Source organism: Nocardia sp. NPDC088792 (assembly GCF_044750615.1).
Classification (GTDB): Bacteria; Actinomycetota; Actinomycetes; order Mycobacteriales; family Mycobacteriaceae; genus Nocardia.
Window position 1 is genome coordinate 332281 of record NZ_JBIVKC010000001.1, and the last position, 14864, is coordinate 347144.

The window sequence follows — 14864 nt, forward strand, 5'->3', positions numbered from 1 at the left end:
CGCGCCCTATCTACTGAAAGACGTGAACACGCGTCGTCGGCAGCGTCGGAAAGCAGCGGTTCATGGTTGGGCGGGCGGAATCGGGTCGCCGGGCGAGAACGGTCGAGGAGCCCGGCCAGGGTCGGGAGCTGTGGCTGGTGTCCGGTGACAGGTACTCCAGTTGGGAAGCGGTCTACCGCGACAATGTCACCTGGGTGTACGCGTTGATGGCAGGCAAGGTCGGCAACCGGCCCGATGCCGAGGACCTCACGGCCGAGGTCTTCACGGCGGCCCTCAAACCGCTGCGCATCTCGGCCACCGTGCCGGAGGTCCGCGCCTATCTGAAGGCCACCGCCCGCACCGTACTGGCGTCCTACTGGCGGACCCGCATGGGTCGCGAGATCACTACCATCGACGACAACGACCTACCCGAGGACCTCCCGGAGATCACCGACGGCGCGCGGGCGGAGAAACAGGTGCAGCAGGTGCTGGACCAGCTCCCCGACCGCTATCGGCGGATCCTGGAACTGCGCTTCCTGCAGAGCTTGTCGGTGCGGGAGGCGGCGGCCGATCTGGGTGTCAGCGTGGCGAATGCGAAGGTGTTGCAGCACAGGGCGATCCAGATGGCCGCCCAGCTGAGCGAGCGAGGTGTGCGGTGAGCGGGCGCGAAGTGCGGCGATATGTCGAAGAGTTACTGGCCGGGCGACGGCCCACCGCGTTCCGCCCGGACGACGCCGAGGCCGCCGAGCTGCGCGCGGCCATCGAGCTGCGCGCGGCGCGCATGGGCGGCGATACGCCGAGCGAAGAATTCCTGACCACCCTGCAGCGACGCCTGGCCGCGGAGCAGGAGGGCGACGAACCGGAGGCCCGCCCGGGCCTCCTCACGCGCCGGCGGAACCTGCTCATCGGCACTTCGGCCGCGGCGGCCGCCGCCACGGTGGGCGCGGTGGTGGATCACACGCTGGTCGCGCGCCCGGGTAGCACCCCGCCCGCCGCGCAGACCACCCTCGTGCCCAACAATGGCGCGTGGCATCCGGTCGCGGCGGCGCGGGATCTGCCCGAGGGCGCCACGGTCGCCTTCGACGTCGGGACGCTCAACGGCTTCGTGCGCCGCGAACGCGGTGTGCCCGTGGCCGTCTCGGGCATCTGCACCCATCAGGGCTGCAAGCTGTGGCTGGACGCGCCCGCCGAACTGTTGCGCTGCCCCTGCCACAGCACCTCCTTCACGGTGGACGGCATAGTGGCGACCCATCAGCTGCCGATATCTCCGGCGCCGCTGCCGCACCTGGAGGTGCGCGAGAACAACGGCACCATCGAGGTTTTCGCGCCCACCGAGCCCGCCTGAGCCGAAACGATTTCCGGCACAACAGGTTCCGGAATCGGCGGCCATCGGTCCGGTGTAACCCCTCCCCCTATCTATGGATGACCGAACCCGCAGCAGCGGGCGGACCCATCCCGGACGGAGGCCCCGGATCCATGACATCTACCCGAAGCCGACGACGCGCAGTCGTCGCCCTGACCGCCGCAGCGGCGGCATTGCTGACGGTGAGCGCATGCAGCAGCGGGGGCGGCGGTAGCGCCACCAACCCCGCATCACCGACCTTCGTCTTCGCTTCCGGCACCGATACACCCGGCGTGGTGCCGGATGGCGGCGGGCCGGCCATGCCCGGCATGCCCAGCATGTCGGCCCCGGCAACGACGCCGGCCTCGGCAACGTCGCCGGGGAATGTACCGGCCGGCCCCAATGCCGTCTCGATCACGAACTTCGCCTTCGCGCCCGCGAGCCTGACCGTCCATGTGGGCACCACGGTGACGTGGACCAACAAGGACGAGGAACCGCACACCGTCGCCGCCGACGACGGCAGCTTCCGCTCGCAAGGACTGGGCACGAACTCGACCTACACCTTCACCTTCACGAAGGCAGGCACGTTCGCCTATATCTGCACGATTCATCCCTTCATGCACGGAACGGTGGTGGTGACGCCGTGAACACCCAGCAGCCCGGCAATCGATTCCCCGGCGACGACGGGGATCCGCGCGATCCGCACACCATGACCCGCCGGCAGCTCATGCGGCACAGCGCCTGGTTCGGCGCGGCGGTCGGTCTGGCGGTGGTGGGCGGCGAGGTGGTGTCGCAGATCGCGGGCACCGCACCGCTCGCGCATGCCGACACCACGCGGCCCACACTGCGCTTCGCGCAGGTCAGCGACAGTCATATCGGCTTCACCGGGAGTGCGAACGGTGATGTCACCGGCACTTTCCGGGAGGCGATCGGTCAGGTGAACTCGCTGGGTTACACCCCGGACTTCGTGATCCACACCGGTGATCTGACCCATCTGTCCACGCCGGCTCAGTTCGATCAGGTGAAACAGATGATGAACGAGTTCAAGACGGGGCACGTGTTCACCGTTCCGGGAGAACATGATTCGACCGACGACGCCGGCCAGCGGTACCGGTCGGTATTCGGAAAGGGCACCCGCGGCGACGGCTGGTACAGCTTCGATATAGCCGGCGTCCACGTGATCGGTCTGGTCAATACCTTGAATCTGAAGAGTCTCGGCCATCTGGGAACAGACCAGCTGGAATTCGTCAAGAACGATGTGGCCGGATTGTCCAGCGACACACCGATAATCGTGTTCAGCCATATCCCGCTGTTCGCCATGTACCCCCAATGGGGCTGGGGCACAGACGATGCCACCGAGGCTCTCAGCAACTTCAAACGATTCTCATCGGTCACCTGCCTGAATGGCCATGTACACCAACTGTTCACGAAGACCGAGGGCAACATCACCTTCTACAGCGGCACCACCACCGCGTATCCGCTGCCGAAGCCGGGCGACGGTCCGGCGCCGGCACCGGTGACGCTGCCCGCCGGCAAGCTGCATTCGGCCCTCGGAATCCGTGAGGTTACGTATCAAAAAGGTCAACAGATGCTTGCAATCAAGGAACAGGCCCTCGCATAACCGCAGGAAACTGTGAATCCGTCGCGGCGCATCGGCGTGTCGCGGGTGTGTACGCCACCAGGGTGTGCGAGCACACCCGCGGTGACCAGGTAACCTACTAGGCTGGGCAGTAACAAGATGCTGTGCTGCAGTGCGGCGCACGGCGATTACAGGAGGGAGAGCCAATGCCACCCCGCCGTTTTCGGTCTTCCGTCGCCGCGAGTTGGTTAGTGGCGATGGTGGTGGTGCTGGCTGCGTGCTCGTCATCCTCCATACCGACCGGACCGATCGATACCACCGCGGCCGCGCCTCAGGTCATTTCGGTGAGCCCGGCGCAGGGCACCGACAAGGTGGATCCGGCCGCGGCCGTCAATGTGACGACCTCGAGTGGCGTGCTGACCTCGGTCACGCTGACCAATGAGGACGGCAAGGCCATCGACGGCATCTTCACGCCGGACAAGACGGCGTGGAAGCCCAACGAGCAGCTCGGCTACGGGCGCACCTACACCATCAAGGCCGAAGGTATGGCCGTGACCGGCCCGATCGGGCCGGTCACCTCCAGCTTCACCACCATCAAGCCCGGCAACCAGACCAAGGTGTATCTGAACACCACGGGTGGCGAGTCGATCGCCGACGGCGGCACCTACGGCGTCGGCATGGTCGTGGTCGCGCACTTCGACGAGGACATCACCGACCACGCCGCCGCCGAGAAGCGACTGGTCGTCACCGCCGATCCGCCGGTGGAGGGCGCCTGGTACTGGCTGGACAATCGCAATGCGCACTGGCGGCCCAAGGAGTATTGGAAGCCCGGCACCAAGGTGAGCGTGGCGGCCAACCTCTACGGCGCCGAGGTCAGCAACGGCCTCTTCGGCCAGGAGGACAGCAAGACCAATTTCGTGATCGGCCCGTCGCACGTGTCGATCGCCGATGACAACACCCATGTGGTGCAGGTCTTCGAGAACGGCAACCTGGTCCGCACCATGCCCACCTCCATGGGCCGGGGCGGCACCGAGGTCATCGCGGGCAAGACCTTCTCCTTCTACACCATGCCCGGCGTCTACACCGTGATGGACAAGGGCAATCCGGTGATCATGGACTCCTCCAGCTATGGCCTGCCGATCAATTCGCGGCTGGGCTACAAGGAGGCCATCCCGTACGCCACCCGGATCAGTACCGACGGCATCTACCTGCACGAGCTCGACACCACCGTGTGGGCGCAGGGCAATACCGACACCTCGCACGGCTGCCTGAACCTCAATCAGGACAATGCGTCGTGGTTCTACAACTGGTCACTGCCCGGCGATGTGGTGGAGGTCCGCAATACCGGCGGACCCGCGCTGGCGGTCTGGCAGAACGGCGACTGGACCCTGCCGTGGGATCAGTGGGTGGCGGGTAACTCGTAGCGCCGGGTCCGCTCACGCGCGGCCAGCTGGGCGGTGCGCGCGAGATACCAAGCGGCCACACAGAATTCGGCGGCCACCGTGCCCCACGCCAGCGTCCACACCGAGTGGGTGCGCAGGGTGAGGAGCAATGCGGTGGCCGCCACCGCTGTCCCGATCACCGCGCCGATCATGATGCCGGTGGTGTCCTGCCGCACCGGCAGGATGGCGGTGGTGATGAAAGAGCTGGTGGCCGTGGCGAACAGAATGAAAACCTCGAGTCGCAGCAGCGGGACCACGCCGCGGAAGTCATCGTCGTAGATCAGGTGCACGGCCAGTGGCGCGGTCACCCAGATCCCGAGCACGGCGATGGCCGCCACCCCGATACAGGCTGCCAGCGCACGCATTTCGTGCCTGCGGAAGCGGGGGTCGGTGCGCTCGCGGGCCATGCGCGGGAGCAGGGCCAGGCCGATCGGGTCGAGCAGGGACTGCACGGCACGGACCAGTTTGTCCGAGGACGAATACAGTCCGAGCGACGCCGCGTCCAGCACCGACGAGTACACGGTGGCGGTGCCCTGGCCGTAACTGGTCACCAGCAGCCGCGAGGCCAGCACCGGAATCCCCCGGCGCAGGATCAACCGGATCTTGCGCGGCCGCGCCGGGCGCCCGTACCTGGTCCAGGAATCCCGCCAGGTCAGCGCGACGGTCACCACCGACGAGACGAGCAGGCACACCAGTACGGTCTCCGGATGCGGCAGTCGCGGCAGCAGACCGACCAGTAGTCCGAGATAGGCGACCCGCCCGGCAATCTGATACGACGTGGATGCGCCGAATCTGGCCTGTCCCACCAGCAGCCAGTCCTCCGACATGGACAGGAATCCACCCACGAACGCGCCGAGCAGCATCATCCGCAGATGACTGCCGGCCCCGAAGGCCAGCCCCGCCAGCAGCAGCACCGCGATCACCCCGAGGATGCCCGCCCGCACCGCGAGGTAACTGCCCCGCAGTTCGTCCAGCCCCTCCTCGCCGATGAGCGCCGCCATGAAGGAATTGATCCCCAGATCCACCAGCAGCGACCCGAGGAAATAGGCCGACATCCCGATGGCCAGCAGCCCGACCCCGTTCACCCCCAGCATCCGCGCCGTCAGCGGCACGGTCACCGCGGTGACCAGGAACTGCCCATAGTTGCCGAGACTGACGAATCCGATATCGCGCAGCACGGACAGCAGTCCGTCGGACGCGACGCGCGCACGCAAGCGATCGAACAATGAACACCCCTACGAACGCTGCGGCCCAGACCCGAGAATTCTCCCGTCCGCGACCACACCCCCGCTACCCGAACGCAATCCCTGTCCGAAAACCCCCATCCCCCAGCATATTCAACCGTCCAGTCCATACGCCCCGCCCCGCGAGCGGGACATGGCGGTGACATTTCGCGAGAAGCCATCACCACCAGATCCCTCTCGCGGGGCGTCGCGGGTCCCTAGAGGGGATGTCAGGCGGCGAGGGCCTGGATGCGACGGGCGCTCGTGGCGAGGGCGTCGGGGCCGCTACCCGGCGGGCCATGGCGTCGCCGAAGGGGCGGAAGGTGAAGGCGCGCATGGCCGGTCGGGTGAGGCGTAGCAGGGTGTCCAGGACGGTTGTCGCCGGAGCCGGCGGGAATGGGGGCCGGACCGCGTCGCCAGATCCGGATGTCCTGTGTTGCCATGGCCGATCACCTCGTCGTGTTCGCTTTCGGCTGTGTGACAAGGGTATTGACCAGTCGGGCGACTTCACAAGTCGTGCGACTGGTCTGTTGCCGGAACGGTATCGTGGGCGGGTGCCGGTCACGACGGGAAACATCAAGCGCGGCAGGGCTATCGAGCCCGGCAAGGGGGAACGGGTGGCCCGCACCAGAGCCGAACAGCGCGAGGACACCCGCACCGCCGTACTCGATGCCACCATCGCCAGCCTCATCGAGAACGGCCACGCCGCCACCACCACGCGCGGCGTCGCCGAACGCGCCGGCCTGAGCCAGGGCGCGGTGCAGCACTACTACCCCACCCGCGCCGAACTGCTGGACGCGGCCCTGCGCCGGCTGGCCGATCAGACCGCGCAGGCGGTCGTCGAAACCTGTGCCACGGTCACGGGTTCGGATCGGGAACGGGTCGCCGTGCTGGTCGACGAGCTGTGGACCCTCGCCCAGGTGGCCCCGGTGAGCGTGGCCTTCGAATTCCTGGCCGCCGCCCGCACCGATCCCGAAATGGCCGCCACCGTCGCACATCTCGTCGAGCACATCGAGAACACCGTCTTCTCGGTGGCGCGGCAGGTGCTCGGCGAACTCGCCGAACGGCCCGGCGCGCGCGACTGGATGCGCATCACCATCATCACCATCGCGGGCGTGCTGCTCACCACCTCGGTGCCCTCCGCCGCGGGCCTGGTCCCGGATTGGCGCATTGTGCGCCGCCATATCATGACCAGCTTCGATACTTGGAGCGCCGATGTTCCAGAATGAGCTGTCGCCGAGCGAAAGGTCGTATCAACGATGAAGACCACCCGCATCGTCCTGGCATCCCGACCGACGGGCATGCCGGAACCGCAGAACTTCCGCACCGAAACCGCCGAACTGGATCCCCCGCAGCCCGGTCAGGCGCTGCTGCAGACCTTGTATCTGTCCCTCGACCCCTACATGCGCGGCCGCATGAGCGATGCGCCCTCCTACGCCCCGCCGGTGCAGATCGACGAGACCATGTGCGGCGCGACCGTGTCCCGGGTGCTCGAATCCACCGATCCCGCACTGCAACCCGGCGATATCGTGCTCGGTTACGGCGGGTGGCAGACGCATTCGGTCGAGTACGTGAACTACCTGCGCAAGCTGGATCCGGCCGCCGCGCCGCTCACCACCGCACTGGGCGTGCTGGGCATGCCCGGCTTCACGGCGTATTCGGGGCTGCTCACCATCGGGCAGCCGAAGCCGGGCGAGACGGTGGTCGTCGCGGCCGCCACCGGGCCGGTCGGCGCCACGGTCGGGCAGCTCGCGAAGATCAAGGGCGCGCGGGCCGTGGGCATCGCGGGCGGGCCGCAGAAGGTGGCGCTGCTGCGGGACAAGTTCGGGTTCGATGCGGCCATCGACCATCGCGCCCCGGATTTCGCCGAGCAGCTCGCGGCGGCCACGCCGGACGGTATCGACGTGTATTTCGAGAATGTCGGCGGCGCGGTGTTCGACGCGGTGCTGCCGCTGTTGAACAAGTTCGCCCGGGTTCCGGTGTGCGGGCTCATCGCCAACTACAACGCGACCGGTCTGCCCGAAGGCCCGGATCGCCTGCCGATGCTCATGGGAACCATCCTGCGCAAGAGCCTCAGCATCCGCGGCTTCATCCAGACCGAATTCCTCGGCCAGGCAGCCGAATTCCAGGCCGCCGCCACGCAGTGGATCGCGGACGGACAGCTGGTCTACCTCGAAGACGTCGTCGACGGGCTCGACAACACCGTCGCGGCCTTCCAGGGCCTGCTGACCGGTAAGAACCTGGGCAAGCTGGTCATCAAGGTCGCGGACTGAGGGCGCACCGCACGCCCGCCCGCGGGTTCATCGCATAGCCGCCACATACGGGCGCAAGCCGAGGGCGATGTCCACGCAGGCGCCGAGCAGGACATCGCACTCCACCCGGTCCAGCTGCCGGCTCATGAGCAGCCGGGTGCCGAGGATGGGGACGGGCAGCGGCTGCCCGTCCCGGTCCCACCAGATGTAGGTGTCGTTGAGCTCCTTGGCGATGCGGCCCAGGGCCCAGCCGCGGACCGTGCGCACCACGTCCAGGCGGCCGATCTCCGCGCCCATGCGGTCGAGCAGGCGCAGGTGGAACATTTCCGGAGTCGCGGGCTCCTCTGGATCGGGGACGAAATGGAAAAGGGTTCCGGCGGTGGACCCGACGGCGGTCGAGGTGTCGGCCAGGGCGATGGTGCCGATCGCGCTGCCGTCGCCGCGGCTGAGCACCGTGGCCGCGACATCACTGGATCGCACCCACACCACCGATCCGTCGGCGTAGGTGATCCGATGACGGTCCGTGCCCCGCACCGCCACCGCCAGCGGGTGCCCGGGCCCGCTGTGGAAGGTGAGCTGCAGGGCGCTGGACGTCTTTCGCACGACCCGGCCCTCGATCATCGTCGAGCCGTCTTGCGTGGCTGACATGCGTAGATGGTAGGCACGTAACGCCGATTTAATATTCACTTCGAAGAACCCACGGCGGCGCGGCGTGCCGCGAATCGCCGGGTCGGCCAATTCCGTCCGGCCGCTGCGGAATTCGCCGGGCGGCCCCTGCTGTACCGGATGGCCGACGGCTACGATGCAGCGATGGCAGCAGATCCGGCCCCGAACTCCACACCGCAGAGCGCCCGGCCGCGGGCTCTCGCCCTGTCCGCGCTCCTCTTGGGTATGGGCACAGTCCATTTCGTCGCACCCAAGTTCTTCGATGACATCATCCCGCCGGAACTTCCCGGCGAACCCCGCACCTACACCTACGCCTCGGGCGTGGTCGAGCTCGCCGCCGGCGCGCTGCTCCTGCCGCGCCGCACCCGCGGCCTCGGCGGCCGACTCGCCTTCCTGCTCTTCCTCGCCGTCTTCCCCGGCAATCTGCAGATGGCCCGGGACTACCTGGCCAGCGATCGCCCCGCTCCCGTCAAAGCCGTTGCGCTGCTGCGTCTCCCGCTGCAGATCCCGCTGCTCACCACCGCCCGCAAGGTGTACCGCACGAACTGAACGCCGCCCCGCACCCCCTTCGCCTCAGCTGGGGGTGATGCGGACCATGGTCGTGTATTCGGCGGCGGCGCGGATGTCATCGGCGATGGGTGTGCCGTCCGGGTTGCGGCGGACGCCGTAGTACTTCGCATCGCCGGGCGTGCTGTCCAGGAATTCGGCGAGGGCCGCGGTGACCGTCGTACGGTCCGTCACCGCGACGGCCGTACCGGGGACGGTGCGCCCGGCGATCAGCATCTCCACGGGAGCGCCGCCGCGCAGGTTCAGCCACCATTTGCTGTCGGTGAAGCAGACGATGTCGTCGAAGTCGCGCAGGTAGCGGACCACGACGGTGTACTGCTTGCCGGACTTGCGGCCGGTCAGGGTCATCTCCATGAGGGTCTTGCTGAAGATCGGATGCAGCGGCGAGTGCAGCATGCGCAGCACGATCCAGTTCACATAGGCGGGGACGGTGGGTGGCTTCGCAGTGGTGGGCATGCTGTCGAACCTATGCGGCACAGGTGTTCTCGCGCCTCCGGGTTCTCCCGGAGGCCGACCCGGATTCGGGCTCAGGCCAGGGCGAAGCTCAGCTGGTAGGCGTATCCGCCCGGTCCGCGCTGGTACGAGTAGCCGAACCAGACGCCGGGCGTGATCTCCCGGATCTCGTCGATCAGCTGCGGGGTCGGCGAGGGCGCGTAGTCCAGGATCCAGGCGGGCTGCCCGTCCAGGACCGACGGCCCGGAGTAGACATTGGCGGGCCACGCCTCGATGCCGGCCGGGGTGACGCGGTTCAGTAGGTAGCCGCCGCCGGGACCGGTGTAGAACGACTTGCCGATCCACACCGCGGGCGTCCACGACTGCATGTCGCGGGGGCTTATCACCCAGCCGTCCATGGTTCCGACGGGTACATCGCCGCGCGGGGCGTCGCGGAAGAGGGCGTCCTGCTGTCCGGGGTCACATCGGAAACGCAGCGAATCCACTGTTGCTGCAATGTTGTTCGTGTACAGGACGCAACCGCCGCCGTAGTCGGTATCGGCTTGGGCGATCGGTGCGATCACTGGCACAAGGGAGATGAGAGCGCCAATTCCCACGGGAGCTAGGCACTTTACGAGGGCTTTCCGGAGAGCTTCTCGACTTGTTTTCATCACTGTCTCCATCGGGATAAATCCCGACCCACCAGTGATGCTAGTTCGCTGAACGATAGCTCTTTCAGATCGAAGCTGAACCGAGATCAGAAAGGGCGATCATTTACAGAAAACTGACAGGTACGAAGCCTCCAGGTCTCGAGCTTGATGCCAATTAATTGGTTATGACCCGAATTAAGGCCCGTTTACCGCGACCGCGGTGGATGTGGGTCACAACCAGTTGCCTTGCCACCGCCACCACCGTGGCGCTGATCGCATCACCACAGGCATCCGCCGTCGTGCACAACCACGATCAAGGAGGCGTCAACTTGCCGAATACCGCCGTAGCGAACGTTCCGGAGATCGCGACACCGCCGATAAGCCCTGGGCAGGCACAGGTTTCGGCCGCCACCCTCGCGCAGCAGATGCAGGGCGCCATCCAGGCGATCTCGCCGGGCACCACCGCGGGCATCGACGTGGTCGATATGCGCACGGGAGACACTGTCGCCGACCTCAATTCGGGTCAGCAGTTCTACACCGCGTCCGTGGTCAAGCTGCTCATCGCCATCGACGCGCTGAAAAGCCAGAACTGGCAGCCGGATCCGGGCACCTCGGGTCAGATCCAGCAGATGCTGTCCACCAGCGATGACGATATCGCCGATGATCTGTGGGTACAGAACGGTTCCGATGACATCGTCAATCGCATGATCGGCCTGATCGGGCTGAGCGGCACCACCGCGCCCGGCGATGACGGGGAGTGGGGTGAAACGCTCACCACGCCACGGGATGTCGTGACGATCTACCAGTACATCGAGAATTCGGTGCCGGAGCCGTCGCGGGATCTGATCATGAACGCGCTGCGTGGCGCCACCGCGACCGCGGCAGACGGAACCAACCAGTATTTCGGTATTCCCGATGCCTTCCCCGGCTATACCTGGGCGGTCAAACAGGGCTGGATGGATATGGACGCCAGCACCACGCTCGATACGACCGGCCTGGTCGGTCCGTCCTTCGATCCGCTGCGGTACGCCGTGGTGGTACTCAGCACCCAGCCCGCCGGCACCAATTGGACCGTCGGCGGCGCGGCGCTCACCGCGGGCGTCGCCTTATTGCACGTCGTGATGTACTGACGCCATTGCGCTTCTCGAAGTAGTGACATTGGAGCATCGGGTCGCATACGACCCAGGCCCCCGTCCGGACGGAATTCCCGTCCGGACGGGGGCTTTTTTGAATGCTGCACGATTGCTTCTCGCGCGGTCGGGAACTCATCAACTGACATTTCATGCCATGCGGTCGAGTCGTACCCAGGTTGTAGTGAAGTCGTGGCAAACTTCCTGCCGCCGGTAGCCGTGTCGAGGGTTCACGGCTACCGGAGGCCGGTGACAAGAGGCGTCCCCAGCACCCCGAACCACCACTCCAGAAGAGGCCTAGACGTGGTCACCATCGCACAATTGCGTGCCGTACTGGCACTGCTGCACATCGAGACCGACCAGTTCCGCACCGACCAATTCCCCGCGCTCGACGCCGAGAACGCGGCGCTCACCCCCGAAGCCGAACATGCCGCCCTCCTCACCGCACTGCATCGCTGCATCAGCACCGAACTGCAGCGCGCCCGCACCGGCACCCCCGCCGACCCCAGCGAGCTCGATCCGCTGGACCAGGCCGCCAAATACGCCGCGGCCCTGCACACCCGCATCCGCGACCTGGCCGGCCACACCACCGCCGCCCCCATCCCCGCGCTGCTGGCGGTGGCGAACCACGCCACGGCCGCCACGCGCGCCCTGCTGTCCGTGGGCCGGCACCCCTACTCCGGGGAATCCGACTCCCGCTGGCGGCAGGCCATCGCCGAACTCGGGCACGCACACCAACTGCTCCGCACCGAATACATCGACCACTCCAACACCGCCACCATGCCGTTGGCCTAGCGAACATTCGGCATAGGCAGAACCCGGTGGGCCGCTGACTGTTCGCTCGGACAGTTAGCGGCCGGTGGGGGTGCGGCGGTCGAAAACCTGCGGGCGGGCCACGCGGAGGGCGGTGGCGATCGCGCCCAAGAGGACTGCGTCATCGCCCAATTCGCTGGGTGAGACGGCCGGGCGCAGCGGGGTGGTGCGTTGCAGGGCGGCGCGGACCTGGTCGAGCAGAAGGTCCGCGCTGCCGCCGAGGCCGCCGCCGACCACGATCACGTCGGGATCGAGTACGGCGGTGACCGCGGCGACGACCAGTGCGATGCGCTCGCCTTCCTCGCGCACCACCGTGGCGGCGATCGGGTCGCCGGCCCGGGCCGCGTCGAAAACGCGTTTGGCCGTGAGGCGTCCGCTCATGCCGCGCTCACGGGCCGCGCGGACGACCGCGTCGGCCGAGACGGCCTCTTCCAGTGCGCCGCGGCGGGAGGAGCCTGCCGCCGGGTCGCCGAAGGCGGCGGGGAGGAAGCCGACCTCGCCGGCCGCGCCGTGCGCTCCGGTGAAAAGTTCGCCGTGCGAGACGATTCCCACGCCGAGACCGGTGCCCACCAGGACGTAGACGAACAGGCGGCTCTCACGGCCCGCGCCGAACGCGTATTCGCCCAGGGCGGCGAGGTTCGCGTCATTGTGCATGGAAAGCTCCGGGCCGCCGAGTCTTTCGCGGATCTCGGTGAGCAGGCCGGCGCGGCCCCAGCCGGGGAGGTTGACGGCGTAGTGCACCCGCCCGTCCTCGGGGTCGAAGACGCCCGGACTGCCGAGCACCGCGTGCACGACTCGCTCGGCGGGGACGTCGACGGCCGCGAGGGTCTCGTTCACCGCGCCCGCGACCACCTCGGCGAGCGAAGTCGCGGTGCGGGCGCGGTTCGCGACATCCTTGCGGGACAGCACCTTTCCGGACATATCGGCCACGGCGATGCGCAGGCGGGCGCGGCCCACATCGATGCCGAGCACATACCCGGCGGTGGGGTCGGGCTCGTACAGAACGGCCGTGCGCCCGCGCCCGGGGGCGACGGTGCCGACCTCACGGACCAGGCCGTGTTGTTGTAGCTCGGCAAGGGCACTGGACACCGTCGGCTTGGACAGTCCGGTGTCGCGGGCCAGCTGCGCGCGCGAGCAGGGCCCTGCGGTGCGCAGTTGCTCGAGCAGCAGCCACTCGTTGTTGCTGCGCAAACGCTGCCGGTTCCAAGGGAGTTCGTCCATCGCCTGCCATCCTGCCGTGCCGACTGTAAACAATCGGCGCCACCCCTTGACTGAGATAGTAAAGGAATTTAACTTTACGAAATCCATACGCACCAGTGCTTTCCGGAGGACGCCATGTCCGGCCCGCTTCCCCGCCGCATCGGCCTGTTCCAGGCCACCAGCATCAATATGAGTCAGATGGTCGGCATCGGCCCGTTCGTCACCATCCCGCTCATGGTCGCCGCCTTCGGCGGACCACAGGCCGTCATCGGGTTTCTAGCGGGCGCCGTGCTCGCGTTGGCGGACGGGCTGGTGTGGGCCGAACTGGGCGCGGCCATGCCCGGCGCCGGCGGCACCTACATCTACCTGCGCGAGGCCTTCCAGTATCGCAGCGGACGGCTCATGCCGTTCCTGTTCGTCTGGACCGCAATACTTTTCATTCCGCTGATCATGTCGACCGGTGTGCAGGGGCTGGTGCAGTACCTGACCTATCTGTGGCCGTCCATGACCACCGGGCAGGGCGATATCGTCGGCCTGGCCGTGGTCGCGCTGGTGGTATTGCTGCTGTGGCGGCGCGTGGAGAGCATCGGCCGCATCACCGTGGTCATGTGGGCGGTCATGATCGTGTCGGTGGTCGCGGTGATCCTGGCCGCCTTCACCCACTTCCATCCGAGTATGGCCTTCACCTGGCCCGCCCACGCCGTCGACCTCGGTCACGGCTCCTTCTGGCTGGGCTTCGCCTCCGGCCTCACCATCGGCATCTACGACTACCTCGGTTACAACACCACCGCGTATCTCGGTGCGGAACTGAAGGATCCGGGCCGGGTCCTGCCCCGCTCGGTGGTGTACTCCATCCTCGCCGTCATGGTGATCTACCTGGGCATGCAGATCGGCGTCCTCGGCGTGATCCCCTGGCACGACATGCTCGACCCGAACAATGTCGCCTCCCAGTCGGTCGCCTCCGCGGTCCTCGAGAAGACGCTCGGCAAGGGCGCGGCCGACGTGGTCACGGTCCTGATCCTCATCACCGCCTTCGCCTCGGTCGTCACCGGTCTCCTCGGCGGCTCCCGAGTCCCCTTCGACGCCGCCCGCGACAAGGTCTTCTTCCGCTCCTTCGCCAAACTCCACCCCCGCCACGACTTCCCGGTCCTCGGCCTCCTGGTCATGGGCGCGATCACCGCGGCGGGTTTCGTCCTGGCCCGCCACGTCGGCACCTCCGCCACCCATCCCCCGCTGACCGTCCTCATCGCCCTCCTGACGACGGTCATGGTCATAGTCCAGTCTTTCGCCCAGATAGCGGCCCTCCTGATCCTCCGCCGCCGCCAGCCCACCCTCTCCCGCCCCTACCGCATGCTCCTCTTCCCCCTCCCCTTGGTGATCGCGGCGATCGGCTGGGCGGTCATCTACTGCTACGCCGACAAAGCCAACCCCGGCATCCACCCCATCGAATGGTCCCTCGCCTGGGTAGCCCTGGGCCTGATCTCCTTCGCCATCTGGTCCCGCCTCGAAAAGATCTGGCCTTTCGGCCCCAAGGAAATCCACGAGGAGTTCACCCTCCCCCAACCCGAAGAAACCCCTGCGCCCTGATC

At 67.2% G+C, this 14864-nt stretch carries 16 protein-coding genes; 11 read left to right on the top strand and 5 right to left on the bottom strand.

Going from position 1 to position 14864, the window contains the following annotated elements; genetic code table 11:
• The first annotated feature begins 62 nt into the window (after positions 1 to 62).
• The 5 genes from ACIP5Y_RS01615 to ACIP5Y_RS01635 all read left to right on the top strand — a co-directional run bounded on the left by ACIP5Y_RS01615 (position 63) and on the right by ACIP5Y_RS01635 (position 4324).
• Positions 63 to 638 carry an RNA polymerase sigma factor gene (locus tag ACIP5Y_RS01615; RefSeq protein ID WP_400346600.1) on the top strand — a complete coding sequence of 192 codons (576 nt, stop codon included), beginning with the start codon at positions 63 to 65 and terminating at the stop codon, positions 636 to 638.
• Positions 635 to 1324, top strand: coding sequence for a ubiquinol-cytochrome c reductase iron-sulfur subunit (locus tag ACIP5Y_RS01620; protein WP_400346602.1), 690 nt, complete (start codon positions 635 to 637; stop codon positions 1322 to 1324). The genes ACIP5Y_RS01615 and ACIP5Y_RS01620 overlap by 4 nt, the downstream gene beginning before the upstream one ends.
• Positions 1325 to 1455: 131 nt before the next feature.
• Complete coding sequence (locus ACIP5Y_RS01625; protein WP_400346604.1) at positions 1456 to 1968, top strand: cupredoxin family copper-binding protein; 513 nt, start codon at positions 1456 to 1458, stop codon at positions 1966 to 1968.
• A 62-nt stretch (positions 1969 to 2030) separates the two neighbouring features.
• Positions 2031 to 2942 carry a metallophosphoesterase family protein gene (locus ACIP5Y_RS01630; RefSeq protein ID WP_400349059.1) on the top strand — a complete coding sequence of 304 codons (912 nt, stop codon included), beginning with the start codon at positions 2031 to 2033 and terminating at the stop codon, positions 2940 to 2942.
• A gap of 164 nt (positions 2943 to 3106) precedes the next feature.
• Complete coding sequence (locus ACIP5Y_RS01635) at positions 3107 to 4324, top strand: Ig-like domain-containing protein (protein WP_400346606.1); 1218 nt, start codon at positions 3107 to 3109, stop codon at positions 4322 to 4324.
• On the opposite strand, the gene ACIP5Y_RS01640 is transcribed toward ACIP5Y_RS01635, so the two are convergent.
• Entirely contained in the window at positions 4300 to 5556 is a 1257-nt protein-coding gene (locus ACIP5Y_RS01640; RefSeq protein ID WP_400346608.1) for a lipopolysaccharide biosynthesis protein, read from the bottom strand. The two genes, ACIP5Y_RS01635 and ACIP5Y_RS01640, sit on opposite strands and share 25 nt — an antisense overlap.
• A gap of 563 nt (positions 5557 to 6119) precedes the next feature.
• On the opposite strand from ACIP5Y_RS01640, the gene ACIP5Y_RS01645 reads away from it, so the two are divergent.
• Together ACIP5Y_RS01645 and ACIP5Y_RS01650 are read left to right on the top strand one after the other, a co-directional pair.
• Positions 6120 to 6794 carry a TetR/AcrR family transcriptional regulator gene (locus tag ACIP5Y_RS01645; RefSeq protein ID WP_400346609.1) on the top strand — a complete coding sequence of 225 codons (675 nt, stop codon included), beginning with the start codon at positions 6120 to 6122 and terminating at the stop codon, positions 6792 to 6794.
• A 30-nt stretch (positions 6795 to 6824) separates the two neighbouring features.
• Entirely contained in the window at positions 6825 to 7838 is a 1014-nt protein-coding gene (locus ACIP5Y_RS01650; RefSeq protein WP_400346611.1) for an NADP-dependent oxidoreductase, read from the top strand.
• A 27-nt stretch (positions 7839 to 7865) separates the two neighbouring features.
• On the opposite strand, the gene ACIP5Y_RS01655 is transcribed toward ACIP5Y_RS01650, so the two are convergent.
• Complete coding sequence (locus ACIP5Y_RS01655; protein ID WP_400346613.1) at positions 7866 to 8465, bottom strand: hypothetical protein; 600 nt, start codon at positions 8463 to 8465, stop codon at positions 7866 to 7868.
• Between the two features lie 162 nt (positions 8466 to 8627).
• Between ACIP5Y_RS01655 and ACIP5Y_RS01660 the strand changes: the two genes are divergently transcribed.
• The gene (locus tag ACIP5Y_RS01660; protein WP_400346615.1) at positions 8628 to 9032 is read left to right on the top strand and encodes a hypothetical protein; all 405 of its coding nucleotides are present in this window, start codon (positions 8628 to 8630) and stop codon (positions 9030 to 9032) included.
• 24 nt (positions 9033 to 9056) lie between these two features.
• Here ACIP5Y_RS01660 and ACIP5Y_RS01665 read toward each other — a convergent pair whose 3' ends face one another.
• Both ACIP5Y_RS01665 and ACIP5Y_RS01670 read right to left on the bottom strand, forming a co-directional pair.
• A complete protein-coding gene (locus ACIP5Y_RS01665; protein WP_400346617.1) occupies positions 9057 to 9506 on the bottom strand; it encodes a hypothetical protein in 450 nt (149 codons plus the stop codon).
• A 71-nt stretch (positions 9507 to 9577) separates the two neighbouring features.
• Positions 9578 to 10066: a hypothetical protein gene (locus ACIP5Y_RS01670; RefSeq protein ID WP_400346619.1), complete on the bottom strand. Its 489-nt coding sequence runs from the start codon at positions 10064 to 10066 to the stop codon at positions 9578 to 9580.
• 395 nt (positions 10067 to 10461) lie between these two features.
• Between ACIP5Y_RS01670 and ACIP5Y_RS01675 the strand changes: the two genes are divergently transcribed.
• Both ACIP5Y_RS01675 and ACIP5Y_RS01680 read left to right on the top strand, forming a co-directional pair.
• A complete protein-coding gene (locus tag ACIP5Y_RS01675; protein ID WP_400346621.1) occupies positions 10462 to 11262 on the top strand; it encodes a hypothetical protein in 801 nt (266 codons plus the stop codon).
• A 303-nt stretch (positions 11263 to 11565) separates the two neighbouring features.
• Positions 11566 to 12057, top strand: a complete 492-nt coding sequence (locus ACIP5Y_RS01680) for a hypothetical protein (protein WP_400346623.1) — start codon at positions 11566 to 11568, stop codon at positions 12055 to 12057.
• Positions 12058 to 12111: 54 nt separating this feature from the next.
• On the opposite strand, the gene ACIP5Y_RS01685 is transcribed toward ACIP5Y_RS01680, so the two are convergent.
• Positions 12112 to 13296 carry an ROK family transcriptional regulator gene (locus tag ACIP5Y_RS01685; RefSeq protein WP_400346625.1) on the bottom strand — a complete coding sequence of 395 codons (1185 nt, stop codon included), beginning with the start codon at positions 13294 to 13296 and terminating at the stop codon, positions 12112 to 12114.
• A gap of 114 nt (positions 13297 to 13410) precedes the next feature.
• Between ACIP5Y_RS01685 and ACIP5Y_RS01690 the strand changes: the two genes are divergently transcribed.
• Positions 13411 to 14862 carry an APC family permease gene (locus tag ACIP5Y_RS01690; protein WP_400346627.1) on the top strand — a complete coding sequence of 484 codons (1452 nt, stop codon included), beginning with the start codon at positions 13411 to 13413 and terminating at the stop codon, positions 14860 to 14862.
• Positions 14863 to 14864: the final 2 nt, after the last annotated feature.

Excerpts from the sequence above, each read along its gene's own strand:
- ACIP5Y_RS01665 (WP_400346617.1), bottom strand. The coding sequence starts at position 9,506 with ATGCCCACCACTGCGAAGCCACCCACCGTCCCCGCCTATGTGAACTGG.
- ACIP5Y_RS01625 (WP_400346604.1), top strand. The coding sequence starts at position 1,456 with ATGACATCTACCCGAAGCCGACGACGCGCAGTCGTCGCCCTGACCGCC.
- ACIP5Y_RS01635 (WP_400346606.1), top strand. The coding sequence starts at position 3,107 with ATGCCACCCCGCCGTTTTCGGTCTTCCGTCGCCGCGAGTTGGTTAGTG.
- ACIP5Y_RS01650 (WP_400346611.1), top strand. The coding sequence starts at position 6,825 with ATGAAGACCACCCGCATCGTCCTGGCATCCCGACCGACGGGCATGCCG.
- ACIP5Y_RS01615 (WP_400346600.1), top strand. The coding sequence starts at position 63 with ATGGTTGGGCGGGCGGAATCGGGTCGCCGGGCGAGAACGGTCGAGGAG.
- ACIP5Y_RS01685 (WP_400346625.1), bottom strand. The coding sequence starts at position 13,296 with ATGGACGAACTCCCTTGGAACCGGCAGCGTTTGCGCAGCAACAACGAG.
- ACIP5Y_RS01630 (WP_400349059.1), top strand. The coding sequence starts at position 2,031 with ATGACCCGCCGGCAGCTCATGCGGCACAGCGCCTGGTTCGGCGCGGCG.
- ACIP5Y_RS01660 (WP_400346615.1), top strand. The coding sequence starts at position 8,628 with ATGGCAGCAGATCCGGCCCCGAACTCCACACCGCAGAGCGCCCGGCCG.
- ACIP5Y_RS01690 (WP_400346627.1), top strand. The coding sequence starts at position 13,411 with ATGTCCGGCCCGCTTCCCCGCCGCATCGGCCTGTTCCAGGCCACCAGC.
- ACIP5Y_RS01655 (WP_400346613.1), bottom strand. The coding sequence starts at position 8,465 with ATGTCAGCCACGCAAGACGGCTCGACGATGATCGAGGGCCGGGTCGTG.